This window comes from Actinoallomurus purpureus (assembly GCF_024055795.1).
GTDB classification, from domain to species: domain Bacteria; phylum Actinomycetota; class Actinomycetes; order Streptosporangiales; family Streptosporangiaceae; genus Actinoallomurus; species Actinoallomurus purpureus.
In genome coordinates, this window is sequence record NZ_JAMXMY010000033.1 from 66,256 (window position 1) to 90,753 (window position 24,498).

The window sequence follows — 24,498 nt, forward strand, 5'->3', positions numbered from 1 at the left end:
CCGACGTCCGTACGTCGGCGGATCGCCCCTTTTCCAAAGGCAGGAGACCCGTGCTCCAGGCGATTCTCGATCATCCTCGGGCCTGATCCGGATCCCCACGCCGGAGACGATTCGCACGGCATCACCCCCGACGATGACGGCGATGAGCTCTGGTAGGCGCCCCGGACGCGGACGGCCGGAGCGCCCACCGTAAGGGGCGACCCCGGCCGTCTTCGTGTCCGGTGGCTCAGCCGACGCTCATGGTGTCGTCGGTCGAGCTCTCCGGCGGGGTTCTGTCGGGGCCGACGACGACCTCGGCGCCCTCGCCCAGCTGGTAACGGTCGATCGCCTTCTGCAGGACCTCCTGCTTGATCTCACCGCGCCGGGCCAGCCGGGTCAGCACCGCGAGCGTGATGGACGCCGCGTCGACGTGGAAGAAGCGGCGGGCGGCGGCCCGGGTGTCGGAGAAGCCGAACCCGTCGGTGCCGAGCGACGACCAGTCACCCGGCACCCATGGCGCGATCTGGTCGGGAACGGCCCGCATGAAGTCGCTGACCGCGACGACGGGGCCCGGCTGCCCGTCGAGCGTGTGGGTGACGTACGGGACGCGCTGCTCGCCGTCGGGGTGCAGGAGGTTCCACTCGTCGCAGGCGACGGCCTCGCGGCGCAGCTCGGTCCAGGACGTGGCGGACCAGACGTCGGCGGCCACACCCCACTCCTCCGCGAGTATCCGCTGGGCTTCGAGGGCCCATCGGATGCCCACGCCGGAGGCGAGGATCTGCGCGCCCGGCGCCTCGCCCTCGACCTGCGGGGCCTCGGCGTAGCGGTACAGGCCCTTGAGCAGGCCGCCGACGTCGAGGTCGGCCGGCTCGGCGGGCTGCTGGTACGGCTCGTTGTAGACGGTGAGGTAGTAGAAGACGTCCTCGCCGTTCGGGTGCTGCTCGCTGGAGCCGTACATGCGCCGCAGCGCGTCCTTGATGATGTGGGACAGCTCGAACGCCCACGCCGGGTCGTAGTAGACGCACGCCGGGTTGGTCGCGGCGAGCAGCGGCGAGTGGCCGTCGTTGTGCTGCAGGCCCTCGCCGGTGAGCGTCGTACGCCCGGCGGTCGCGCCGAGCAGGAAGCCGCGGCTCATCTGGTCGGCCATCGCCCAGATGCTGTCGCCGGTCCGCTGGAACCCGAACATCGAGTAGAAGATGTAGACGGGGATCATGTGCACGCCGTGCGTGGCGTACGAGGTGCCCGCCGCGATCGCCGAGCCGACGGCGCCGGCCTCGCTGATGCCCTCGTGCAGCATCTGGCCCTGCTCGGACTCCTTGTACGACAGCAGCAGCTTGCGGTCGACCGCCTCGTACGTCTGCCCGTGCGGGGAGTAGATCTTCGCGGAGGGGAAGAGCGAGTCCATGCCGAACGTGCGGTACTCGTCCGGGGCGATCGGTACGAACCGGGCGCCGATGTTCTCGTCCTTGATCAGGTCCTTGAGCAGGCGGACGAACGCCATCGTCGTCGCGACGTTCTGCTTGCCGGAACCCTTCTTGAGCTCGGCGTACACCGGGTCGCCGGGCAGTTTGAGGGCCTTGGCGCGGTTGATCCGCTTCGGCAGGTAGCCGCCGAGGGCCATGCGCCGCTCGCGCATGTACTGCACCTCGTCGGAGTCCTCGCCCGGGTGGTAGTACGGCGGCAGCTCCGCCTCGAGGGCCGAGTCGGGGATGTCGAGGTAGAGCCGGTCGCGGAACTCCTTGAGCTCGGTCTTGGTGAGCTTCTTCATCTGGTGCGTGGCGTTGCGCGCCTCGAAGTCCGGCCCGAGCGTCCAGCCCTTGATGGTGTGGGTGAGGATGACCGTCGGCTGGCCGACGTGCTCGCGTGCCGCCTTGAACGCGGCGAACAGCTTGCGGTAGTCGTGACCGCCGCGCGACAGCTTGCGGATGTCGTCGTCGGACATGTGCTCGACCATCTTGCGCAGCCGAGGGTCTTCGCCGAAGAAGTGCTCGCGGATGTACTCGCCGGTCTCGACGGTGTAGGTCTGGAACTGGCCGTCGGGCGTGGTGTTCATCTTGTTGACGAGCACGCCGTCGACGTCCTGGGCCAGCAGCGGGTCCCAGTCGCGGCCCCAGATGACCTTGATGACGTTCCATCCGGCGCCGCGGAAGAACGACTCGAGCTCCTGGATGATCTTTCCGTTGCCGCGGACCGGCCCGTCGAGCTGCTGCAGATTGCAGTTGATCACGAAGGTGAGGTTGTCGAGCTCCTCGCGGGCCGCCAGGCCGATGGCGCCGAGCGACTCGGGCTCGCCCATCTCGCCGTCGCCGAGGAACGCCCACACGTGCGACCGCGAGGTGTCCTTGATCTTCCGGTTGTAGAGGTACCGGTTGAACCGGGCCTGGTAGATCGAGTTGATCGCGGTCAGGCCCATGGACACCGTGGGGAACTCCCAGAAGTCCGGCATCAGCCGCGGGTGGGGGTACGACGAGAGCCCGCCGCCGGGGTGGGAGATCTCCTGGCGGAAGCCGTCGAGCTTGTCCTCGGGCAGCCGGCCCTCGAGGAACGCGCGGGCGTAGATGCCCGGCGCGGCATGGCCCTGGATGAACACCTGGTCGCCGGACTCGCCGTGGTCCTTGCCGCGGAAGAAGTGGTTGAAGCCGACCTCGTACAGGGACGCGGCGGAGGCATAGGTCGCGATGTGACCGCCGACCGACAGCTCCGGGCGGTTCGCCCGCGACACCATGATCGCGGCGTTCCATCGGATGTAGGCGCGGATGCGGCGTTCGACGTACTCGTCGCCGGGGAACCAGGGCTCCCGCTCCGGCGGGATCGTGTTGATGTAGTCCGTGCTGCGCAGGCCGGGCACGCCGACCTGCTGCTCTCGGGCCCGCTCCAGCAGCCGCAGCATGAGGTAGCGGGCACGCGTGCGGCCCTCGGTCTTGATGACCGTGTCGAGCGACTCCAGCCACTCCCGGGTCTCATCGGGGTCGATGTCCGGGAGCTGACTGGGGAGGCCGTCGCTGATGATGGAAAAGCGCTGGCGTCCGGAAGCCACGGGGTCCCCTTCGCTTCGTGCCCACCCAGGTCAGGTGATGGATCGTGCTTGTCCTGACCATCGTCGTACGTCGGGGCGGTTAACGCATCTCTACTGCCGGGTAACCGTCCCGATATGGCTTCCCATCACGCTCGAGCCGTACAAGGCTGTGTGGAGAGCCACCGCTCAGGGGATACCCGCCGTCGGGAGGTGAAACGACCATGCACGCGGTCGTAGGCGACCGGTTGCACGTCCACGGCAACACCGTCGGACAGGCCGACCGGACCGGAAAGATCATTGAGGTGCGCGGCACCTCCGGCGAACCGCCCTATCTCGTCCGTTTCGACGATGGGCACACGCGATTGGTGTACCCGGGGCCGGATGCCGTGATCGAGCCGGACGAGTAGACATGTACGAATGAACACTGAAGTGATAAGCGTGGCCACCGGGAGCAAGGAGGCCGTGCACGACATCACGGGCGAATGCCTCAGATTCCTGCGCGACATCGGGGCGTCGGACGGATTGCTGAACGTCTTCGTTCCGCACGCGACCGCCGGGATCGCGATCATAGAGCTCGGCGCGGGCAGCGACGAAGATCTTCTGTCCGCGCTGAGCGAATTGCTGCCCGCGGACGATCGGTGGATCCACGCGCACGGATCTCGCGGACACGGCCGCTCCCACGTGATGCCGGCGTTGATCCCGCCGCACGCCACCATCCCGGTGATCGGCGGAAAACCGGCGCTCGGCACCTGGCAATCGGTGGCTCTGGTCGACCTCAACGTGGACAATGTCGTGCGCAAGGTACGACTCAGCTTCATCACCGGTGGTTGAGAGAAGTGGCCGTGTTCGCTCACTTGCGGGTCAGACACTTGCGCACGGGGTGGTCCGCCGTGTGAACTGTCCGGCAATGCCGCACCCGGAGGACGGGCGGTAAAGAACATGGGCGTGTTTGACAATCGCGGCCCACAACACAGGGAGGACGTTCGTGAGCGCGACCGCGGGTCAGGCGCAGAGCAGCCTGGCCGAACGGCTCGGCATCAAGCCGAACCAGGTGGTGCAGGAGATCGGCTACGACGACGACACCGACCAGGAGCTGCGCAGCTCCATCGAGTCGGCCTCGACTAACGAGCTGGTCGACGAGGACTACGACGACGTCGTCGACGTCGTGCTGCTGTGGTGGCGCGAGGACGACGGCGATCTTTTCGACGCCTTGTCCGACGCACTCACCACACTGGCGGACGGCGGCCACATCTGGCTGCTCACGCCGAAGGCGGGGCGCGAGGGCCACGTCGAGCCGAGCGACATCCTCGAGGCCGCCCAGACGGCCGGGCTGTCGCAGACGAGCAGCATCAGCGCGGCCCGTGAATGGTCGGGCACGCGCCTGGTGACGCCCAAGGCACGACGGTGACCTTTCCCGCCGAGGAGCGGACCGCGCGGGGGAGGGGACTGACCAACGTGTGAGGCGTTTCATACGCCGGGTCTCCCGCGATCCGCCGCGGCGTCGGGTGGCAGACTGACGTGCGGCCGCAGACTCGGCGAGGAGAGGTTCACAACATGGCAGTTGAGGTCGGCGACTCCGCACCGGACTTCGGGCTGAAGGATCAGCACGGCACTCCGGTGAGCCTGTCGGACTTCCAGGGGAAGAAGACCGTCGTTCTCGTCTTCTATCCCCTGGCGTTCAGCGGCGTGTGCACGGGCGAGCTGTGCTTGATCCGCGACGAACTGCCCACCCTCGGCGGCGACGACGTTCAGGTCCTCGCGGTCTCGGTCGACTCGGTGTTCGCGCACCGGGCGTGGGCGGATCAGGAGAACTACCAGTTCCCGCTGCTGTCGGACTTCTGGCCGCACGGCGCGGTCGCGAAGGCCTACGGGATCTTCGACGAGAACATGGGCGTCGCGACGCGCGGCACCTACATCATCGACAAGACCGGTGTCGTGCGGTGGAAGGTGGAGAACGCCATCCCCGACGCCCGTGACCTCGACGAGTACCGCAAGGCGCTCGCCGACATCTCCTAAGTCTCCTGTGGCCGGGCCCGCACGGGCCCGGTCCCGGATCCCACCGGAGGTGCCATGCCCTGCTATCGCTGCGGGGCCCGGCAGACGGACCCGGACCGCGGCCCCAGCCCCTGGCGGCGAGGGGTGCGCGAGGACCGGCAGGTCCTGGTCTGCCCCGACTGCCAGAACGGCCGGGACTGGACCGCGGAGCTCGATCACTGCACGGCCTGCGAGGCGATCGCCCTGGTGTGCCGCCTCGGCGAGGTCGAATGCCGTGACTGCGGGCAGGTCCGGGCCGCCGAGCGGGCGCCCGAGGCACTGGTCTCCTCAGGAACGCCGGGACTGTCCGAGGAGGTCGCCGCCGCGCTCAGCCGCGTGCTGCGCCGCGGCCCGACGACCTGATCGCGAGTTGCCCACGGCCGAGGCACCGCTCCTCCGTCAGCTCGCCGAGCGGTGGCCACCGAGCCGTCGCCTTCCCCTGGCGGTCTCACGACTTCGCGCCGGTGCCGTGAACGGCCCTGCGCCGCTGCTCAGCGCCCTGGCAACCGACAATTAACGAAATATCAACCAAACATATGGCATGATCCTCTCGCTCCTGCGACGGGCGCTCGCAGGGCTGAGGGGGAGCGAGCGTGGCGGGAAGCCCTGCGCGGACGATCGCCGGCCTGGCGGCCGCGGCGACATGTGTCGGTCTTCTCGGGATCGCGGGCCCCGTACGGGCCGCCCAGGAGCGGACCCTCACGGCGCAGACCGGGTTCGTCCAGGTCGTCGCCCACCCGGATGACGACCTGCTGTTCATGTCACCGGACCTGGCACACGACATCCGGCGCGGCGAAGGCGTCACGACGGTCGTGCTCAGCGCGGGCGAGGGACACGCGGGGATCAAGGACACCCACGACCCCCTCGCGTACGTCGCGCAACGCCGCCAGGGGCTGCAGGGGGCGTACGCGGCCATGGCCGGAGTCCGGGACGGCTGGCGGGTCGAGACCGTCCGCTCCGGCCGGGTGAGAGTCGAGGTGCACACCCTCACCGCACGCCCGAACGTCCATCTGGCGTTCCTCAGCCTGCCCGACGGCCGCGACCCACGCGCCCACATCGGCAGGCGGGCGATCGCACAGCTCGAAGCGGACCACCGCTCGGCCAAGTGCGCGTCGACGGTGACCCCGAAGCACTCGCCGTACGCCCACTGCTACACCCACGCCGACGTCGTCCGCGCCCTGGTCACCCTGTTCCAGCGGTTCCGCCCGGCGGTGGTACGGACGCAGGACCCCTCCCCCGACCCGCGCTACACCGCCGATCACACCGACCACGTCGCGACCGCGCGGTTCACGACCGAGGCGGTCGGCGGGTACGGCCGGCCCCTGGTCCAGGTCGACTACCGCGACTACAACCTCAGCGACACATCAGTCAACCTGGGCAGGGCCGACCGGACGGCCAAACAGCGCTACTTCGCCGACTACCGCGCGTACGACTACCGGATCAACCCCGAGGCCGAGAACTTCGCCTCCTGGCAGGAGCGCATGCGCTACCGCTGGCCCCGGGGAGCCTCCTGGGCGACCCGCGCGGACAACGGACGGCTGCAGGCCTTCGCCGTCCTGTCCGGCCGCCTCTACACCTGGTGGCAGACCCCCACCGGCTGGGCCGGACCGGCGTCACTCGGCGGCAGCGGCCTCGCGGCGTCCCTCGCCACCGCCAACGGCCAGGTCTTCGCCCGCAAGGGCAGCCTGCTGGTCGCCGCCCGTCCGCGCTACACCGGCGGGAAGTGGACGGCGACGTGGACCAGCCTCGGCACCGCCACGGGCACGCCGGTGGCCGTGCCCGGCAAGGCGGGCGGCGCCGCCGTGTTCGTCCGCAACGCCAAGGGCGGCGTCAGCGTGAGGTGCCAGGCCTCGAACGGCTCCTGGACACCGTCCTGGCAGGAGTTGCGCGGCCCCGCGACCAAGGCCGCCCGCCGGCGCGCCCTGGCGCCCTCCTCGCCGAAGCCTCACGCGACCACCCCGTCGGCCGGGCCGAGTAGCGGATCCCCCTCCGCGTCGACGACCCCGTCCGCGACCCCGACGCCGACCGCCTCGCCGTCCCGGCGTCCCCACCACGTCCTGCCCTCCCTGCCGCTGCCGCTGCCGGGCACGACCACCACGCCCACACCCGGCGCCACACCGACGACACCTCGAACGCCCCCGGAGAGCGGCGTCCCCGCCTCCCCCCGGCAGACCGTCGGCACGCCACCCGGTGGGACGGAGGGCGCACCCGCCCGTAAGCGTCCCCGGAAGATCCCGCCCGGCCGGGACATCCAGGACGGCATGGACGCCGTCGGCGGCAGCGCCGGAATCGAGCTGTTCGCCCCGACCCGCAGCCAGGTACTGCAGTGGCGGCAGGGCAAGGGCTGCACCTTCGTGTACGCGGGCGCGGTCCCCGGCATACGACCGGGCGGCCCCGTCACCGCGACCCGCGACGTCGCCGGTCATCCGACCCTCATGTACGAGGAGGGCGGCACCACGGCGATCCGCCAGGCCAAGGAGACCGGCCGTACGTGGAGCGCCCCCGCCACCCCGCTGCGCGCGGTGTTCCACGACATCGGAGAGGCGCCCGTGCCCACCGGCAGCCGCGTCCCGCCGCCCGCCCTTCCCCTCCCCTCGATCGGCGTTCCGATGGTCGCCACCGACGGCGCCGGGCAGGTGTACGCTCTGGCGTTGGCCGAGGACGGCCGCCTGTACGTCTCCTCCCGCGGCGCCGGTGACCTCTTCGGCACCTGGCGGCCGGTGGCCTGATTCCGTTTCGCGGGCAGGGGGAAGATCCCGGTAGGCTGTGCGCGCCGGCTCTTCCGGCAGCGGGCGCATAGCTCAGTGGTTAGAGCACTGGTCTTACAAACCAGGAGTCGCTGGTTCGAATCCAGCTGTGCCCACCTATCGACGATCAGCGGAAACAGCGCCTGACCTGCGACTACAGGGTCGAACGCCGTTCACACGACGTCCGACTGTCGGCGACTGATCCTGCCGAATACGTGCCCAAGATCGGCGGCTTGGGTGCGCCCCCGCTAGCCACTGATGCTGGTGATGAGCGCGGTATCGAGCGGAGGCTGCTGCATCCGCTCCATGTCTAGTGCGCTGACCACATACGTTCACCGGGTCTGGTGACACGCCGGTCGGCGTCCGCGATGCCAGGGCTTGTGGGCCTCAGCCTCGACGGCGAACAGATCGTTATTGAGAGCGAGGCCATCGGGTGGCAGAGCCGGTTCGCGGGCACGGCGGTTGACCGACCAGGAGGGTCAGCGGCTGTGGCAAGTAGCCGTGGGAGTGGCAGAATCCTGGGCCGTCACGGCGAGGAGGGCGCTCATGGTACCGACGTTGAGGATCGAGGCGTTCGTTCCCGCCAGCGTGCCGATTACCACCCCGGTCACCAAGTTCGGGGGGCAGCCGGTGTGGCTTTCCGAGCCGCAGTGGCCGGTCAACGACGCGTGGGGGGAGCCGATGCGGTTCGTCTGCCAGATCGAGCTCGGGCCGGTGCTCGGCGACGCGGGGCGAGGCAAGCTGGCGTACGTCTTCGTGACCCACGCGGAGCATGGCGACGAGGCGTTCTTCGACCCCGACATCGCTCTTCCCGACGAGGGTGCGAACGCGGTCATCGTGCAGCCGGGCGGTATCTACGGCGGTTCAACGCTCCCGCTGGCCACCGGGCCCAGCCTGTACCACGTCGAGGACGGGTCCGACGCCGAATACACCGTCCGGCTCCAGCCGGACAAGGATCCCGACTTCCGTCCTCGACGCGACCACGCGAGGCTGCCGACCGACGATCACGATCACTACTGGGAGCAGATCAGCAGCGACAAGATCGGCGGGACGCCCGCGTTCTTCCAAGGCGATGACTGGCCTGACGGCGGCCCCTGGAAACTGATGTTGCAGCTGAGCCCGAACTTCCAGCCGTTTTACCTCAATCTCGGTGCTGCACCTACGGCGTTCGCGTTCGTCTCGCCGGACGCCAAGCAGGGACGGTTGCTCGTACAAGACTCCTGACCATCTGTCGGCGTCCCAGGTGGCGATGACCGACGCCGACCATCTACTCCGTGCGGTGACCACGAGCGGCCGGGTTTGATCACGCGGCTTTGGGTCGTGGGCGGCCCCAGCGTTGCTGTCGTTGGCTGCGGATGCGGGCGCGTTCGCGGCGTTGGGCGGCCAGGACGTCGGGGTGGCGGGCGTTGGCGTTCCGCCACCGCAGGTAGGCGTGCAGCCGGCGGGCCAGGACGGTGTGGTCGGGATGGTTGGATTCGCCCATCACGAAGTGCGGACCGGGCCGAACTGCGCTTCGATCGGGTTGGCCCATGAGGCGTTGGTCGGGGTGAAGCACAATTCGACGTTGTTCTTCTGGGCCCACGTACGGATCTCGGAGGTCTTGTTCGCTGACAGGTTGTCCAAGATCACATAGATCGGGGCGCCGTCCGGGCGGGCGGCCCGGATCGATTTGAGCGCGGCCAGGCAGTGATCGCCGCCCTTGCGGGTCCGGCCGAGGTGAGGAGGCGGCTTCCGCCGAACCCACTGCGAAGCGCTCACCGTGGGTAGTCCCGGTCAGCCCGCACGAGCCCGAGCCGCGAGAAGCCGGGACTTCGGAGAGACTCACTCAACGTTCTGAACGAACCGGCTCCGTCGGTGCGGGGCCCAGCCCGCGGATGGCGAAGTCGATCGTGGTGGCCAGCCGATGCGGATCATGTCCGGCGCGTTCCCGGACCCGCAGTCCGAGCACTGTGGTGAACAGCAGTTCCACGGCGGCGTCGAGATCGAGGTCGGTGGGCAGTTCGCCGTTGCGACGCCCTTCATCCAGCAGTGACCGCAGTGCCGACCGGGTGACCTCGAAGGCCGCCTCGGTCCGCGCGCTGACCTCGGTGTCCGTGGTGCCCAGTTCGGTGGCGGTGTTCACCACCAAGCAGCCTGGGCCGGGCTCGGTGCCGGCGGCGCAGCCCACCAGCCACAGCAGCCAATCCCGTAGCGCGTCGCGGACTGGCTGACCGGCGGTCGCCAGCCGTTCCCTGGCCTGGGCGGACTCGGTGGCGCGGTAGTGGTCGAGGGCGCGCAGGAACAGCGTGTGCTTGTCCTCGAACGTCCGGTAGAGGCTGCTGGGCGTGAGGTGGAGTTCGGCGCCCAGGTCGCGGACCGAGGTGGCGTTGTAGCCGCGACGCCAGAACAGGTCGGTCGCCTGGGCGACCGCCTCCTGCTCGTCGAACTGCCGAGGTCGTGCCATGCGCATACTTTAACCGACTTGTGGAGCGATCGCTCCCATATTAAGGTCCGACATCGTATGAGAGCGATCGCTCCCAAATGGATTTCCCTATGGAGGTAGACGTGGCGACCACCGAGCAGACCACCCGAACCGTCCGGCAGGAGCCGGAACCAAGCCGCTGGGCGGCCGTGGCGCTGGGAACGTTCCTGCTGGTCACCGCCGAACAACTGCCGATCGGACTGCTCACCGACGTGGGCTCGGCGCTGCGGGTGTCCGAAGGGACCGCCGGGCTGATGGTGACCGTGCCCAGCCTCGTCGCGGCGGTCGCGGCGCCGGTGGTCCCGGCACTGGTCGGCGGGCTGGATCGGCGGCTGCTGCTCCTCGGCCTGATGGGATTGATGACGCTCGCCAACCTGGCGTCCGCACTGGCGCCGAACTTCGCCGTGCTGGTGTCGTCCCGGGTACTGGTCGGGGTGGCGATCGGCGGGTTCTGGGCGGTCGCGGGCGGGCTGGCGGTCCGGCTGGTGAACGAGGCGCACGTGCCGCGCGCCACCGCGATCATCTTCGGCGGGGTCGGCGCGGCGAACGTGTTCGGCGTGCCGATCGGCACGGTGATCGGCGGCCTGACCGGGTGGCGGATCGCGTTCACGACGCTCAGCGCGCTGGCACTGGTCGCGCTGGTCGCACTGCTGACCGTGCTGCCGTCGCTGGCCGCCTCCCAGGTGATGAGCCCGCGCCTGCTGGCCCGGCAGCTGCGCAACCCCGGCGTCCGGGTCGGCATCCTGGCCACCTTCCTCCTGGTGACCGGTCATTTCGTGGCCTACACCTTCGTCAGCCCGGCCCTGCAGCGGCTGTCCGGGATCGACGCGCGGCTGGTCGGGCCGCTGCTGTTCGGGTTCGGCATCGCGGGCATGGTCGGCAACTTCGCCGCTGGTGCGGCACTGGCCCGCCGGACGCACCGCACCGTGCAGGTGATCACCCTGACCATGGCCGTCGCGATGCCCTTGTTCCTGCTGCTGGGCCGAGGCACGATCGGCGGCATCGCGCTGCTGATCGTGTGGGGCCTGGCCTACGGTGGCGTGTCCGTCGGACTGCAGACCTGGATGATCAAGGCCGCGCCGCGCGCGGTGGAGGCGGCCTCCGCGCTGTGGGTGGCGGTGTTCAACCTGTCGATCGGCCTGGGCGCGCTAGTCGGCGGCGTCATCCTCGACTCGCTGGACCTGTCGGGCGTGCTGTGGATCGGCGGCGCCGCCGCTCTGGTCGCGGCACTGGCGGTGTGGACCGCACGAGGCAACGCCGACCTGCGGTAACCCCGACCGAGGTCGGAGTCGGCGCCGAGAACAGCATTCGGCTCGACCTCGGTCCCCAACCGCGGCACCACATCGTCCTCGACCACCGGCCGCCACTCCAACTCCGCCATCTTTCGGCGGATCGGCTCGGTCCGCTCCGCGTCGCCGCCCGCCGCCCGCGCGAACTCCGCCACCTCGCTCGGCAGAAAACGCCTCCGTCCACGACCAGCCCTCAAACTCTCAGGTCAACCAGTCCCTGGAGAGGAACCACACCCATCGGCAAATGCCGGGAGGCTTCCGGTTACGCCGAGGTCGGGAGGATGCGCCGGTCAGTCGAGGCGGAGGGCGCCGGCCATGAGGTCGGCGATGCGGGGGGTCGCGCGGGAGTAGTCGCGGGGCGGGGCGATCTCCTCGAGCAGTGTGGCCTGCCGGATGCGTTCGACCCGGAAGATCCGCGGAGCGTCGCGGAGCCGGCACCAGCCGATGAGGTGCCAGTCGCGGGCTCCGGCGACGAACGCGGCCGGTTCCACCTCGCGCCGGGTCTGTGCGCCGTCGCGGCCGGCGTAGGTCAGCCGTACGACCTTGCGGGTCGCCACGGCCTCTTCGACGACGGCTCCGGCCGGGACCTCGGGGGTGCCGTCGGCGAGGACCAGGCCGCGGATCCGCTCGGCGAGTCGCCGGTCCTCCGCTCCGTCCGCCGCCGCCATGGCCGCCACGATCTTCAGCAGGGCGGTACGGCCGGAGTGGGCGAAGGGCGACGCGCCGTCGCGGCCCACCGCCGTGGCCAGCGCCACGGCCTCGGCCGGAGAGAGCCCGACCGGCGGCAGTATGCCGACGGTGTCCAGGAAGTAGCCGTTTGCGGTCGCGTCGGCCTTGACCGGGACGCCGGCCTCTCGCAGCTCCTCGATGTCCCGCTCGATCGTCGGCGCGCCTACCTTCAGACGCCCGGCGAGCTCGCGGACGGTGGACGGCCGGGGGGCATTCGTACGGAGCTCTTCGACAAGGGCGAACAAGCGGTCCGTACGGGTCACCAACCGACGGTAGATCACTAGCCGGACATTTCAAGCTGACGCGCCGGTTGGGGCACGGTATCGCGAAAGCTCCACCCGCATCCCGCCGTCAGAAGACGGACCAGCCGGTCAGGGTGGTGAAGCGGTCGAGGGCGGCCACGCCGGCCACCGAGTTGCCGTACGAGTCGAGTCGCGGGCTCCATACGCACAGGGCGCAGCGGCCGGGGACGATCGCGAGGATGCCACCGCCCACTCCGCTCTTGCCCGGCAGGCCGACGCGGTAGGCGAAGTCGCCGGCCGCGTCGTACGTGCCGCAGGTGAGCATCACCGCGTTGACCCGCTTGGTCTCGCTGACGGTCAGGATGCGGGAGCCGTCGTTGCGCACTCCGCGGCGGGCCAGGAAGCCGCCGGCCAGCGCGAGGTCGCGGCAGCTCATCGCGATGGCGCACTGACGGAAGTAGTGCTCCAGCACGACCGGGACGGGGTTCTCAAGGTTTCCGTAACTCGCCATGAAGTGGGCCAGGGCGGCGTTGCGGTCACCGTGGGCGGCCTCGGAGTCGGCGACGTCCTGGTCGGGGGCGACGGACGGGTTGCCGCTCTCGGCGCGCAGGAACCCCAGGACCGCCGCGCCGGCGTCACCGGTCAGGGTCTGCAACCGGTCCGTGACGACGAGGGCGCCGGCGTTGATGAAGGGGTTGCGAGGGATGCCGTTCTCGTATTCGAGCTGGACGAGGGAGTTGAACGGGTCGCCGGACGGCTCTCGTCCGACGCGCCGCCAGATGCCCTCGCCGTCGAGGGCGAGGGCGAGCGCGAGGCTGAAGGTCTTCGAGATGGACTGGATGGAGAACGGTGCCTCCCAGTCCCCGACGCCGTGGACCTCGCCGTCGACGTCCGCGACGGCGATCCCGAACCCGTCCTCCTCGACCGCGACGAGCGCCGGGATGTACCGGCTGACCTGCCCCTGGCCGGCGAGCGGTCGTACCTGCGCGGCAACCTCGTGGAGGAGGGCGTCGTAATCCATGGCCCCGATTGTCCTGGTACGGCAGCCGAACGGCGGCCCCGGTGTCGGTGCGGCCGAACGTAACGGAATGATCGGGTCCGTACCCGAGAGAGAGGCGAAAGACGTTGCTCGCGGTTTCGATGGACACGGTGCGTGTCTTCCTGCATGTCCTGGCGGCCACGGTCTGGGTCGGCGGCCAGCTGACCCTGGGCGCTCTCGTACCGGCCCTGCGCGGATACGAGGGCGTGACCAAGGTCGCGGCACGCCGTTTCAACGTGGTCGCCTGGCCGGCGTTCGCGGTGCTCGTCCTCACGGGCGTGTGGAACATCGTCGCCCTCGATCACCCGAGTGACGCCTACCGGATGACGCTGAACGTCAAGATGGTGTTCGTGGTGCTGTCCGGCGTGGCGGCGTTCCTGCACATGCGCGCCACCTCGAAGCGGGGGCTGGCGATCTGGGGCGGCCTCGGCGCGCTGGGTGCGCTGGTCGCCCTGTTCTTCGGCGTCCAGCTCGGCTGACTCCGGCGGGAGGTCAGCGTTCGCCTGCCGCCCAGTGGTACGGCGGGCAGCCGTACCGCGCGATGACGCGCTCGCGAAGATCGGGGTCGTCTCTCGGCACCGGCTCCAGGAAGACCTCATAGACGTCCGGGTACGCGGCGCGGAGTTCTTCGCCCAGGCGTACGCAGGTGCGTTCGACGTCGGCGGCACCGAGGTCGTCGCGGAAGTCCAGGCGGACGCAGACGAGCACCTGACCGGTGCCGACGGTCATGGTCAGCAGGTCGACCAGCGCTTCGATCTCCGGCGCGTCCAGGACGAGGCGCTCGACGCCGTTCAGGATCGCCGGCCGGGCCTGCCGGCCGATGAGCAGATCCAGGTTGGTCCGGCCCAGGAGGAACGCCGCCACCGTCAGCACGATGCCGATGAGCAGGGAGGCCACGCCGTCCCAGACGGCGGAGCCGGTGATCTGGTGCAGACCGAGGCCGGCAGCGGCGAGGGCGAGCCCGATCAGGGCCGCGGAGTCCTCGAAGAGCACCGACTTGGTGGTCGGGTCGTCGGTGGTGCGCAGGAACGCCCGGAGCGGCTGACCGTTCTCGCGGGCGCTCTCCCGGGTCTGCCGGTACGCCTGCCGCCACGAGATGGCCTCCAGCACCGCCGACACGGCCAGCACGACGTAGCCGACGAGCGGGTCCTTCTCTCCGGCCTCCTCGCCCATCAGCGCCTGCACGCCCTGGACGAAGGCGAACAGCGCGCCCATGCCGAAGATGCACACGGCCACGAGGAACGACCAGATGTAGCGCTCGGTGCCGTGCCCGAACGGATGCCGCCGGTCGGGCGGTCGCGCACTGCGGTGCAGCGCGGTGAGCAGCAGCACCTCGTTGGTGGTGTCGGCGAAGGAGTGCCCTGCCTCCGACGCCATCGACGCCGATCCGGTGATCACCGCGGCGACCGTCTTGGCCAGCGCGATGCCGAGATTGGCCGCGAGCGCGAGAACGACGGTCAGCCGGCTCTCCTGCTGTTGCTCAGCCATCCGTTCAGGGTGTCACGGCAGCGGATGTCACGGAACCGGCCGTCCGTCAGTCACACCGCCGTTCCCACACCCAGGACGGCCTCGGCGGCGGTGGCGAGCTGGATGAGCCGTTCGATCTCGGTCTGGTGGAACGGCGGGGCGGCCAGGCGTGCGAGCAGAAGCGACTGCCGGGAACGCCCGACCGGGACGAAGGCGTAGCGGACTCCGTCCTCGCCCGTGAACGCCCGGGCGCCGGAGGCGGGGATGGTCGGCAGCGTCAGCGGGTCGGGGGCCTGCCAGCTGGCGTGGACGACGAGGCCGTCCCGGCCCAGCATCGCGGCCCAGTCCCCGCCGAAGATCTTGGGTACGGCCTCGACCAGGGCGATCACCCCGTTCGGCGGGTTGGCGGCCATCTGGCCGACGACCTCGACGTCGGAGAAGACTCCGGGGGCCTCGTTGGTCCGCCAGACACCGTCGACCTCGACGCCGCGCACAGAGACGAGGGCGTCGCAGAGGACGTCGAGCGACGCGCCCTGGGGCCACGAGACGGTAATGTCGTCGACCGCCCGGCCCGCGGAACGTTCCAACACGACGACCTGCACGATGTCGGCGCCGGCGGCGCCGAGCGTCCGGGCGACCGTACCGAGCGACCCGGGCCGGTCCGGCAGCCTGAGTCGTACGCGCAAAAGCGGCATTCCGCTCACCTCCTGGACGAACACGCTGCCATAGGGACGTTTCAAACATGTTGCCAGACCGTGTCGGACCTGGTGCCGGGCGGACCGACGCGGCGGAAGGCCCCCGGGCCGGACCCCGGTACCCCGCGCGGCGGAAGGCCTCCAGACAGGGCTCTGGAACCTGCCGCGGCGGAAGGCCCCCGGGCCGGGCTCCGGAACCCGGCGGGCGGAAGCCCCGTGGCCGGGCCCCGGAGCCCGGCTCATTCCCCGGAGGGCCGCGGCAGCGGCAGGCGTACGACGGCGCGGAGGCCGGGCGACGCGTCCTCGAGGTGAGCGTCGCCACCGTGGACGCGGGCGGTCTCGCGGACGATGGCCAGGCCGAGTCCGGCGCCGCCCTCGTCGCGGCTCCGTCCCTCGTCCAGGCGGGTGAACCGGGCGAAGACGCGTTCGCGGTCGGCCGGAGGGATGCCGGGGCCGTCGTCGGAGACGGAGAGTTCGGCCCATTCGGCGTCCCCTGACACGCGGACCCGTACGCCGGTGGCCGCGTGCCGCAGGGCGTTGTCGACCAGGTTGTCGAGCAGACGGGTGAGGCCCTTGCCGTCACCGTGCACGATCACGGGCTCGCCGGCGTCCACGGTGACGGTGATCCGCGCGGCCGGGTGGCGCTCCCCCGCCACCCGGGCCAGCGCGGCCAGGTCGACGGGCTCGCGCGCCGCCGACCGGGCTCCGTGCTCGTCGAGCCGGGCGAGCACCAGGAGATCGTCGGCGAGCCGGGACAGCCGCAGCGTGTCGGCCAGCACGCCGGCCGCCGTCTCCGGCCAGTGCTGGCCGTCCGGATGGTCCAGGGCGACCTCCAGCTGCGCCCGGATGCTGGCGAGCGGGCTGCGCAGCTCGTGCGCGGTGTCGGAGACCAGCGCCCGCTGACGGGCCTCGGCCCGTTCGAGCCGGTGCAGCATGTCGTTGAGGGTCACCGCGAGGTCGTGGACCTCGTCCCGCGCCTCGGGCAGGGGAAGCCGGCGGGAGCGGGACGTACCGCTGATCTCCTCGGCGCCGCGCCGCAACTCGGTGATCGGGCGGAGCGCCCCGCCGATCACCAACCAGCCGGCCGTGCCGAGGAGCACCAGGAGGATCGGGGTGCCGATCGCCAGGATCCGCGTGACGCTCTCGACACCGTGCCGCACCTGCTCGTACGAGGTCGCGGCGATGACCGTCCGACCGTCACGGGCGGGGAGCGCGACCACTCGCAGCACGTCGGGCATCCCGTATCCGCGCCCGTCGAGGAACCGCGCGCGTCTGTCGCGGCGCGCCGCCGCCAGGGTCCGGGCGTCGAGGAGCGGGACGAGGCGGTCGGCGCCCGGCGACGCCGCGCGGATCCGGCCGGTCGCGTCGACGACCTGGATCGTCATCGTCCCGCCGGTCGTCAGGATGGGGTCGGGCAGCCGGTTGGCATCGATGAGGGTGACGACGTCCGAGGCGCTGCGCCGGGCGGAGTCGTCCAAGGTCGCGACCATCGAGTGGCCCACCGCGAAGGCGAAGAGGCGCGCCAGCCCGACGAGCGTGAGCGCCAGGGCGGCGGCGGACGTCAGGGCCAGTCGCGCGCGGATCCCACGCCGGCGCCACCACCGCAGCGGGCCGGTCGGCGCCGACGACCGGCCTCGCCACCGCCGGAAGCGGCGGTCAGCCACCGTCGCCGGCCAGCAGGTATCCGGCCCCGCGCACGGTCCGCAGTACGGCCCGGCCGAACGGGGCGTCGATCTTCCGGCGGAGGTAGCCGACGTAGACCTCGACGGTGTTGAGGTCGGTGCCGTCGTAGTCCTCCCACACGTGCTCGAGGAGCTCCGCCTTGGAGATCGCCTCGTCCGGCCGCCGGATGAGGTACTCCAGCAGGGCGAACTCGCGAGGCGTCAGCTCGATCTCCGCGTCCCCGCGGAACACCTGGCGCCGCGCCGGGTCGAGCCGGAGATCGCCGGCGGTGAGTATGGACGGCCGCCGGGTCGGTCCGCGGCGCAGCAGGGCGCGCAGCCTGGCCGCGAGCACGACGTAGGAGAACGGCTTGGTGAGGTAGTCGTCCGCGCCGAGGTCCAGACCGTCGGCCTGGTCGTACTCCCCATCCTTGGCCGACAGGATGAGGATCGGCACCCAGTTCTGCTCCTGGCGGAGCCGTTCGCAGACGCGGTAACCGGAGAGACCGGGCAGCATGATGTCCAGCACGACAGCGTCGTAGCCGCCCTCCCGGGCCAGGTGGAGCCCGTCGACGCCGTCATGCGCCAGGTCGACGGCGAACCCCTCGGCCTGCAGCCCCCGGCGCAGCGCGTCGGCCATCCGCCGTTCGTCCTCGACCACGAGAACCCGCACGCGCGCCCTCCCTCCGTATCCGCTGCGCCCAGGATGCCGGGGTCCGTACCCCCGTGACGTCGTACGGGGGGATGAATCCCTATTCCATCCTGAGATGTACGGCGCTCTCAGCGTCTCCACAGGATCGGCACGGCAGTGTTGCGGACACTGGAAACGATGCAGGGGGTCGTCATGGCATTCACGTTCGCAAGTTCGCGCGCCATCCGATGGGCGGTGCCGGTCGGCGCGATCGTCGTCGTCGGCGCGGCGGCCGGCGCCGGGCCGGTCATCGCCGCGGCGCAGGGGAAGCCGTCGCTGCCGCCGAAGACCGCCGCGCAGCTTCTCGCCGCCGCCCAGGACGCGCACCGTACGGGCAAGGTCGAGCCGTTGTCCGGCACCGTCGTCGAGAACGCGTCCCTGGGGCTTCCGGCGCTGCCGAGCACCGGTTCGAGCACCTCGCCGATGAGCCTGCTGTCCGGGTCCAACACGGCCCGGATCTGGTACGGCGACGAGCAGCACGTACGGCTGGCGCTGCTGGGCACCGGCAGCGAGACCGACGTCATCCGCAACGGCCAGGACACCTGGGAATGGGACAGCGACAAGAACACCGCCACGTACCGGCGGATCACCGAGAAGGCCGGGAAGGCGCAGCGTCCCGAGTCCGCGCCGAGCAGGACCCCGCTCACGCCGCAGCAGGCCGCCGACCAGGCGCTGGCCGCGGTCGGGAAGACCACGGAGGTACGGGTCGACCCGACGGGGCGCGTCGCCGGGCGGGACGCCTATGAGCTCGTCCTGACCCCGAAGGACGGACGGTCGCTGATCGGCCGGGTGCGGCTGGCGCTGGACGGCAAGACGTACGTTCCGCTGCGGGTGCAGGTGTTCGCGCGGGGTTCGAACAGCCCGGCGGTCCAGATCGGCTTCACGTCCGTGACCTTCTCCAAACCCGCCGCGGCGAACTTCTCGTTCACCCCGCCCGCCGGGGCGAAGGTCGTGCGCAAGGACACCGCCACGCCGACCCCGGACGCGAAGACCCGGGAGAAGAAGGCGCAGGCCGGTCGCCAGGCGGCCGACACGTCCACGATCGGCAGCGGCTGGACCGCCGTGAAGCGGCTCACGCTGCCGCAGAACGCGCAGAAGAACGCGCAGAAGAACGCGCAGAAGAACGCGCAGAAGAACGCGCAGAAGAACGACCAGAGCGGGATGCTGTCGGCCCTGCAGAAGGCCGCGACCCCGGTCAGCGGCTCCTGGGGCAGCGGGCGGCTGCTGCGCACCAAGCTGGTGTCGGCGCTGATCACCGACGACGGCCGGGTGTACGTCGGAGCCGTCACCCCCGACGTGCTCGAGCAGGCGGCGGCGCACAAGTGACCACGGCCACCGAAGCGGGGGCGCCCGTCGTGGCGCCCCCGCCCCCCGCCGACGGCCACGCGATCGCCACCCATGGCCTGACCAAGCGGTTCCGCGGCGGACAGGTCGCCGTGGCGGACCTGGACCTGGCGGTCCCCCAGGGGTCGGTCTTCGGCTTCCTGGGGCCCAACGGCTCCGGGAAGACCACGACGATCCGGATGCTGCTGGGGCTGATCTCACCGACGTCCGGCAGTCACACGCTGCTGGGCGTGCCCATGCCGGACGGCTGGGCGACCGCGCTGCCGAAGGTCGGGTCGCTGATCGAGGGACCGGCCTTCCACCCGCACCTGTCTGGCGAGGCGAACCTGCGCCGCTGTGACGCCGCCGACCGTACGGCCGACCCCCGCACCTCGCGTCGCCGCATCGGCGACGCCCTGGAACGCGTCGGCCTGACCGCGGCCGCCGGCAAGCGCTACAAGGCCTACTCCCTCGGCATGAAACAGCGCCTCGGCATCGCGGCGTCGCTGCTGCGCCACCGGGAGCTGCTGATCCTGGACGAGCCCACGAACGGGCTCGACCCGCAGGGCACCCGGGAGGTCCGCACGCTCATCCGCGAGATCGCCGCCGACGGCACCACGGTGTTCGTCTCCTCCCACCTGCTCGCCGAGATCGAGCAGGTCTGCACGCACGTCGCGGTGATGCGCACCGGCCGGCTCGTCGCGCAGGGCTCCCTCGACGACCTGCGGGCGGGCACCGGCGTCCGGATCCGCGTGGACACGCCGGACACCGGCGCGGCGCGCGGCGTGCTGACCGGCCTGGGCCTCACCGACGTGCGCGGATCGGACGACGAGGTCAGCGCCGAGCTCGGTGGGCTGCCGCCCGAACGGGCGTGCGCGGAGCTGGTCGGCGTCGGCGTCGCCGTGCGCGGGCTCGCGGTGGTACGGCCGAGCCTGGAGGACATGTTCGTCGAGCTCACCGGGGAGGGCTTCGATGTCGACGGCTGACACATCCCACTCGACGGCCGAGGTGGACCGCGAGACCGACCGGCCGGCGATCGCCGAGGCGGCCGAGGTCCCACCGCCCGAGGCCGCCCGCCCGGTGATGACCGCGGCGCCCGCCGGCTCCGCGCTCGGCCTGCGGCTGTTCGGCTCGGAGCTCGGCCTCGTGTTCCGGCGGCGGCGCAACCAGGCGCTGCTGACCCTCCTCGGGGCCGTCCCCGTCATGGTCGGCATCGCCCTGAAGCTGAGCACCCCGCGCCCCGACGACGGCGGCCCGCGCCTGGTCTCCCAGGTCACGGGCAACGGCGTCTTCCTCACGGTGGGCGCGTTGTTCTTCGTACTGCCGCTGATCCTGCCGTTGGCGATCTCGGTGGTGTCCGGGGACTCGATCGCCGGGGAGGCCGGCATCGGCACCCTGCGCTACCTGCTGGCCGTCCCGGCGGGCCGCACCCGGCTGCTGCTGGTCAAGTACGCCGTGTCGGTGACCTTCTGCGTGGCGGCCGTGACGACGCTCACCGCCACCGCGCTGGTGACGGGGCTGCTGCTGTTCCCGGTCGGCCCGGTGACGTTGCTGTCCGGCTCCACGGTGTCCCTGGGCGCGGGGATGGTGCGGCTGCTCCTCGTCGCGGCGTACATCGCCGCGGGCGTCGCGACGCTCGCCGCGATCGGCCTGGCGGTGTCCACGGTGACCGACAGCCCGATCGCCGCGATCACGACGACCGCAGTGCTGCCGGTGTTCAGCCAGGTGATCGACGCGGTGCCGCAGCTACGGGCGGTGCACCCGTACCTCTTCACGCACTGGTGGTACAGCTACGACGACCTCCTGCGGGCGCCGATCGTCACCGACCACCTGACCCGCGGGCTGCTGACGTTCCTGGCCTACACGCTCGTGTTCGGCTCGCTGGCGTGGGCGCGGTTCACGAGCAAGGACGTCACCTGCTGACCCAGGCGAGCAGGTCGTCCGCCGTCATGGTGTTCACGATCCGGTCCGGGTCGACACCGCAGCGGGCGGCCCGCTCGCAGCCGTACGGCTGCCAGTCGAGCTGACCGGGCGCGTGCGCGTCGGAGTCGATCGCGAACCGGCAGCCCGCCTCGACGGCGAGCCGCAGCAGGCGCTTCGGCGGGTCGAGGCGCTCCGGCCTGCTGTTGATCTCCACCGCGACGTCGTGGTCGGCGCAGGCGGCGAACACGCGCTCGGCGTCGAACTCCGACTCCGGCCGCTTGTTCCCCCGCCGCCCGCCGGCCTGGACGATCCGCCCCGTGCAGTGTCCGAGTACGTTCACCCTCGGGTTCGCCACGGCGGCGAGCATGCGGCGGGTCATGTCCGGGGCCGGCATCCGCAGCTTGGAGTGGACACTGGCCACGACGACGTCCAGCTCGGCGAGCAGCGCCGGGTCCTGGTCCAGCGACCCGTCGTCGAGGATGTCGACCTCGATGCCGGTGAGCACCCGGAACGGCGCCGGCCGCTCGTTCAGCGCGGCCACCACCTTCAGCTGCTCGCGCAGCCGTTCCGGGGACAGGCCATTCGCGACCTTCAGGCGCGGCGAGTGGTCGGTGAGCGCGATGTAGTCGTGGCCGATGCCGACCGCCGCCTCGGCCATCTCCTCGATCGGCGAACCCCCGTCGGACCAGTCCGAGTGCGTGTGCAGGTCGCCGCGGAGCGCCGCGCGCAGGGCGGCGGCCGCCTCGTCGATCGGCGTCCCCTCCGTCGCCTCCAGGCGGCGCAGGTACGTCGGCGTCTCCCCGCGCAGCGCCTCCGCGATGACCAGCGCGGTGACCTTGCCGACGCCGGGAAGCGCCTCCAGGGCGCCAGCCCGCGCCCGCTCGGCCAGCTCGTCCGCGGAGGTCCGCTCCACCGTCTCGGCGGCCCGCCGGAACGCCCGGACCCGGTACGTCGCCTCGTGCGCCCGCTCGAGCAGGAACGCGATCCGCTTCAACGCCTCGATCGGATCCATGCCCCCGTCTTACCCTCTCCGCGGCGACCACCCCATACCTGAGTAGCATCCGCGGATCGGACCTGAGGGGTACGAGGGGGACACCCGCCTGGGCCTACGCTCAGGGCATGGCCGATGGACCACCCCCCGGGGCGCTCGCCCGAGCCCTGCGCCCGGTCTTCGCCGCGGTGGTGAACGGCCGGACGGACCCGCCGGGGCCGAAGCACCGCCGGCTGACGATCGGCTGGGTGTACCTGCCGACCGCGGCCGAGCTGCTCCTGACGCTGGTGCTGGCCCTCGCCGGCAACGCGTCCCTGGAGTCGTACGACGCCGGCATGCCGCTGCCCCTGGTATCCCTCCTGGGCGTCCTCCCCCTGCTGCTGCGCGGCAGTCGTCCGCTGGCCGCCTGGCGGATGTCCGCGCTGGCGATGCTCCTGTCGACGACCGTCTTCCGGGCGCCGGCCCTGGTCAGCGTGCCCTACCTTCCCTGGCTGGCGATCGTCTACCTGCTCTGCCTGTACTCGGTGGCGGTGCGCTGCGAGCGCGCGGTGACCGTCGGCGTGATGGTCGTCTCCACCGTCGGATGCATCCTGCTCAACCCGGCGACCGGCGCGTTCGCGCTGCTGTGCGCCGTTCCGGTCCTCCTCGGATACACCGTCCGCGTGCGCCGGGCCGCCCGGCGGGCGCTGGCCGAGCAGGAGGCCCGGCACGAGGCGGAGACGGCCGTGCTGCAGGAGCGGCAGCGGATCGCGCGGGAGCTCCACGACGTCGTCGCCCACCACATGTCGGTGATCGCGATCCAGGCGGAGGCCGCGCCGTACAAGGTCGCCGACCCGCCGCCGGAGCTGGCCGAGAGCTTCGCCGACATCCGCGCCAGCGCGCTGGAAGGGCTCACCGAGCTGCGCCGGATCCTCGGCGTGCTGCGGACCGATCCCGCCGCGCAGACCGCGCCACAGCCGGGCCTGGAACGCCTGGAGGAGGTCGTCGCGTCGGCACGGGCCGGTGGCCTCATCGTCGAGACGTCGGTGACCGGGGAGGCGCCGATCCTGCCGGCCGGCGTCGGGCTCTCGGCCTACCGGATCCTGCAGGAGTCGTTGAGCAACGCGATGCGCCACGCGCCCGGGGCGTCGGTGCGCGTCGACATCTCCTATGAGCCGGACGTGCTGCGGCTGCGAGTGCGCAACGGCCCGGGGACCGCACCGGACCGCGTGGCGCACGCCGGGAGCGGTCACGGCCTCGTGGGCATGCGCGAACGCACCACGATGCTCGGCGGCGACCTGGCCGCCGGGCCGACCGCCGACGGCGGTTTCGCGGTGGTCGCCGCCCTCCCCCTGGACGCCGATGACCGCGCGCTCTCCGCCGGGCGTACCGAGCCCGCCACACCGATCGACTGAGTACGGCCGGCCGCCGGCCGGAACGGCCCCCCGCAGAAAGGGACTCATGAGCATCCGGGTGCTGATCGCCGACGACCAGGGAATGGTCCGGTCGGGCTTTTCGATCCTGCTGAACGCCCAGCCGGACATCGAAGTCGTCGGCGAGGCCGTCAACGGGCAGGACGCCGTTCGCAAGGCCGCCGACCTGCGGCCCGACGTGGTGCTGATGGACGTGCGGATGCCCGTGCTCGACGGCCTGGCGGCCACCCGCCTGATCACGGAGCGGACGGACCCGCCCGGCATCCTCGTGCTGACCACCTTCGACCTGGACGACTACGTGTACGAGGCGCTGCGCGCCGGCGCCAGCGGATTCCTGCTCAAGGACGCGTCGGCGCAGGAACTGTCGGACGCGGTCCGCGTGGTCGCGGCGGGCGAGGCGCTGCTGGCGCCGACGGTGACCCGGCGGCTGATCTCGGAGTTCGCGCGGATGGGTGCGCCGAAGGGGCCGGATCGCAAGCGCCTGCAGGGCCTGACGGACCGGGAGACCGAGGTGCTCGGCCTGGTCGCGCGCGGCCTGTCCAACGCGGAGGTCGCCGAACGCCTCGTCGTCGCCGAGCAGACGGTCAAGACCCACGTCGGCCGCATCCTCATGAAGCTCGATCTGCGCGACCGTACCCAGGCCGTCGTGTACGCGTACGAGACCGGCCTGGTGCGCCCCGGCGAGTGACCCCCGCCGTCGGGGCGTCCGACGGCGCCCGGGGCGGGCGGCACGACACCCGGTCACACCCCCGCCCCTTGCGTTGAGTTCGGGATTTTCGCCGTTTCCGCGGGCCGCGGA

23 protein-coding genes, 1 tRNA gene and 1 pseudogene are annotated in these 24,498 nt (G+C 71.3%); 15 read left to right on the top strand and 10 right to left on the bottom strand.

Features of this window, described 5'->3' with window-relative positions; all coding sequences use genetic code 11:
* Positions 1 to 226: 226 nt before the first annotated feature.
* Entirely contained in the window at positions 227 to 3,016 is a 2,790-nt protein-coding gene (gene aceE / locus NE236_RS40050) for a pyruvate dehydrogenase (acetyl-transferring), homodimeric type (RefSeq protein WP_372494520.1), read from the bottom strand.
* Positions 3,017 to 3,216: 200 nt separating this feature from the next.
* Here aceE and NE236_RS40055 point away from each other — a divergent pair, with 200 nt between their 5' ends.
* The 8 genes from NE236_RS40055 to NE236_RS40090 all read left to right on the top strand — a co-directional run bounded on the left by NE236_RS40055 (position 3,217) and on the right by NE236_RS40090 (position 9,000).
* A complete protein-coding gene (locus tag NE236_RS40055) occupies positions 3,217 to 3,402 on the top strand; it encodes a DUF1918 domain-containing protein (RefSeq protein ID WP_252847519.1) in 186 nt (61 codons plus the stop codon).
* A 10-nt stretch (positions 3,403 to 3,412) separates the two neighbouring features.
* Complete coding sequence (locus tag NE236_RS40060; RefSeq protein WP_252847520.1) at positions 3,413 to 3,826, top strand: secondary thiamine-phosphate synthase enzyme YjbQ; 414 nt, start codon at positions 3,413 to 3,415, stop codon at positions 3,824 to 3,826.
* 154 nt (positions 3,827 to 3,980) lie between these two features.
* A complete protein-coding gene (locus tag NE236_RS40065) occupies positions 3,981 to 4,403 on the top strand; it encodes a DUF3052 domain-containing protein (RefSeq protein WP_252847521.1) in 423 nt (140 codons plus the stop codon).
* Between the two features lie 146 nt (positions 4,404 to 4,549).
* Positions 4,550 to 5,011, top strand: coding sequence for a peroxiredoxin (locus NE236_RS40070; RefSeq protein ID WP_252847522.1), 462 nt, complete (start codon positions 4,550 to 4,552; stop codon positions 5,009 to 5,011).
* 54 nt (positions 5,012 to 5,065) lie between these two features.
* On the top strand, positions 5,066 to 5,392 hold the full coding sequence (locus tag NE236_RS40075; protein WP_252847523.1) for a hypothetical protein: 327 nt from the start codon (positions 5,066 to 5,068) through the stop codon (positions 5,390 to 5,392).
* A 230-nt stretch (positions 5,393 to 5,622) separates the two neighbouring features.
* On the top strand, positions 5,623 to 7,758 hold the full coding sequence (locus NE236_RS40080; protein WP_252847524.1) for a PIG-L family deacetylase: 2,136 nt from the start codon (positions 5,623 to 5,625) through the stop codon (positions 7,756 to 7,758).
* Between the two features lie 61 nt (positions 7,759 to 7,819).
* Positions 7,820 to 7,892 (top strand) — tRNA-Val (locus tag NE236_RS40085).
* 430 nt (positions 7,893 to 8,322) lie between these two features.
* Positions 8,323 to 9,000, top strand: coding sequence for a DUF1963 domain-containing protein (locus tag NE236_RS40090; protein ID WP_252847525.1), 678 nt, complete (start codon positions 8,323 to 8,325; stop codon positions 8,998 to 9,000).
* 79 nt (positions 9,001 to 9,079) lie between these two features.
* Here NE236_RS40090 and NE236_RS44835 read toward each other — a convergent pair.
* Positions 9,080 to 9,492 (bottom strand): annotated as a pseudogene (locus tag NE236_RS44835) (transposase); the annotation flags it as partial.
* A gap of 109 nt (positions 9,493 to 9,601) precedes the next feature.
* On the bottom strand, positions 9,602 to 10,219 hold the full coding sequence (locus NE236_RS40105; protein WP_252847528.1) for a TetR/AcrR family transcriptional regulator: 618 nt from the start codon (positions 10,217 to 10,219) through the stop codon (positions 9,602 to 9,604).
* 101 nt (positions 10,220 to 10,320) lie between these two features.
* On the opposite strand from NE236_RS40105, the gene NE236_RS40110 reads away from it, so the two are divergent.
* The gene (locus tag NE236_RS40110) at positions 10,321 to 11,508 is read left to right on the top strand and encodes an MFS transporter (protein WP_252847529.1); all 1,188 of its coding nucleotides are present in this window, start codon (positions 10,321 to 10,323) and stop codon (positions 11,506 to 11,508) included.
* A gap of 308 nt (positions 11,509 to 11,816) precedes the next feature.
* On the opposite strand, the gene NE236_RS40115 is transcribed toward NE236_RS40110, so the two are convergent.
* Complete coding sequence (locus NE236_RS40115) at positions 11,817 to 12,518, bottom strand: helix-turn-helix transcriptional regulator (protein WP_252847530.1); 702 nt, start codon at positions 12,516 to 12,518, stop codon at positions 11,817 to 11,819.
* Positions 12,519 to 12,606: 88 nt separating this feature from the next.
* Positions 12,607 to 13,518 carry a glutaminase gene (locus tag NE236_RS40120; protein WP_252847531.1) on the bottom strand — a complete coding sequence of 304 codons (912 nt, stop codon included), beginning with the start codon at positions 13,516 to 13,518 and terminating at the stop codon, positions 12,607 to 12,609.
* Positions 13,519 to 13,646: 128 nt separating this feature from the next.
* On the opposite strand from NE236_RS40120, the gene NE236_RS40125 reads away from it, so the two are divergent.
* Positions 13,647 to 14,015, top strand: coding sequence for a hypothetical protein (locus tag NE236_RS40125; protein ID WP_252847532.1), 369 nt, complete (start codon positions 13,647 to 13,649; stop codon positions 14,013 to 14,015).
* Positions 14,016 to 14,028: 13 nt separating this feature from the next.
* Here NE236_RS40125 and NE236_RS40130 read toward each other — a convergent pair whose 3' ends face one another.
* The 4 genes from NE236_RS40130 to NE236_RS40145 form a co-directional block, all read right to left on the bottom strand.
* Positions 14,029 to 15,024: a cation diffusion facilitator family transporter gene (locus NE236_RS40130; protein WP_252847533.1), complete on the bottom strand. Its 996-nt coding sequence runs from the start codon at positions 15,022 to 15,024 to the stop codon at positions 14,029 to 14,031.
* Positions 15,025 to 15,074: 50 nt separating this feature from the next.
* Positions 15,075 to 15,698: an ACT domain-containing protein gene (locus NE236_RS40135; protein WP_252847534.1), complete on the bottom strand. Its 624-nt coding sequence runs from the start codon at positions 15,696 to 15,698 to the stop codon at positions 15,075 to 15,077.
* Positions 15,699 to 15,937: 239 nt separating this feature from the next.
* Positions 15,938 to 17,362 (bottom strand): sensor histidine kinase, encoded by a 1,425-nt coding sequence (locus NE236_RS40140; RefSeq protein ID WP_252847535.1) that lies wholly within the window; start codon positions 17,360 to 17,362, stop codon positions 15,938 to 15,940.
* A complete protein-coding gene (locus tag NE236_RS40145; RefSeq protein ID WP_252847536.1) occupies positions 17,355 to 18,032 on the bottom strand; it encodes a response regulator transcription factor in 678 nt (225 codons plus the stop codon). The genes NE236_RS40140 and NE236_RS40145 overlap by 8 nt, the downstream gene beginning before the upstream one ends.
* 171 nt (positions 18,033 to 18,203) lie before the next feature.
* Between NE236_RS40145 and NE236_RS40150 the strand changes: the two genes are divergently transcribed.
* From NE236_RS40150 to NE236_RS40160, 3 genes are read left to right on the top strand one after another with little or no spacing between them, the layout of a single operon-like run.
* On the top strand, positions 18,204 to 19,376 hold the full coding sequence (locus NE236_RS40150) for a LolA family protein (RefSeq protein ID WP_252847537.1): 1,173 nt from the start codon (positions 18,204 to 18,206) through the stop codon (positions 19,374 to 19,376).
* On the top strand, positions 19,373 to 20,359 hold the full coding sequence (locus NE236_RS40155; RefSeq protein WP_252847538.1) for an ABC transporter ATP-binding protein: 987 nt from the start codon (positions 19,373 to 19,375) through the stop codon (positions 20,357 to 20,359). The genes NE236_RS40150 and NE236_RS40155 overlap by 4 nt, the downstream gene beginning before the upstream one ends.
* Positions 20,346 to 21,296 carry an ABC transporter permease gene (locus NE236_RS40160; protein ID WP_252847539.1) on the top strand — a complete coding sequence of 317 codons (951 nt, stop codon included), beginning with the start codon at positions 20,346 to 20,348 and terminating at the stop codon, positions 21,294 to 21,296. The genes NE236_RS40155 and NE236_RS40160 overlap by 14 nt, the downstream gene beginning before the upstream one ends.
* Here NE236_RS40160 and NE236_RS40165 read toward each other — a convergent pair.
* The gene (locus NE236_RS40165; RefSeq protein ID WP_252847540.1) at positions 21,286 to 22,308 is read right to left on the bottom strand and encodes a PHP domain-containing protein; all 1,023 of its coding nucleotides are present in this window, start codon (positions 22,306 to 22,308) and stop codon (positions 21,286 to 21,288) included. The two genes, NE236_RS40160 and NE236_RS40165, sit on opposite strands and share 11 nt — an antisense overlap.
* Before the next feature lie 107 nt (positions 22,309 to 22,415).
* Between NE236_RS40165 and NE236_RS40170 the strand changes: the two genes are divergently transcribed.
* Both NE236_RS40170 and NE236_RS40175 read left to right on the top strand, forming a co-directional pair.
* Positions 22,416 to 23,681, top strand: coding sequence for a sensor histidine kinase (locus NE236_RS40170; RefSeq protein ID WP_252847541.1), 1,266 nt, complete (start codon positions 22,416 to 22,418; stop codon positions 23,679 to 23,681).
* A 46-nt stretch (positions 23,682 to 23,727) separates the two neighbouring features.
* Positions 23,728 to 24,387 carry a response regulator gene (locus NE236_RS40175; RefSeq protein ID WP_252847542.1) on the top strand — a complete coding sequence of 220 codons (660 nt, stop codon included), beginning with the start codon at positions 23,728 to 23,730 and terminating at the stop codon, positions 24,385 to 24,387.
* Positions 24,388 to 24,498: the final 111 nt, after the last annotated feature.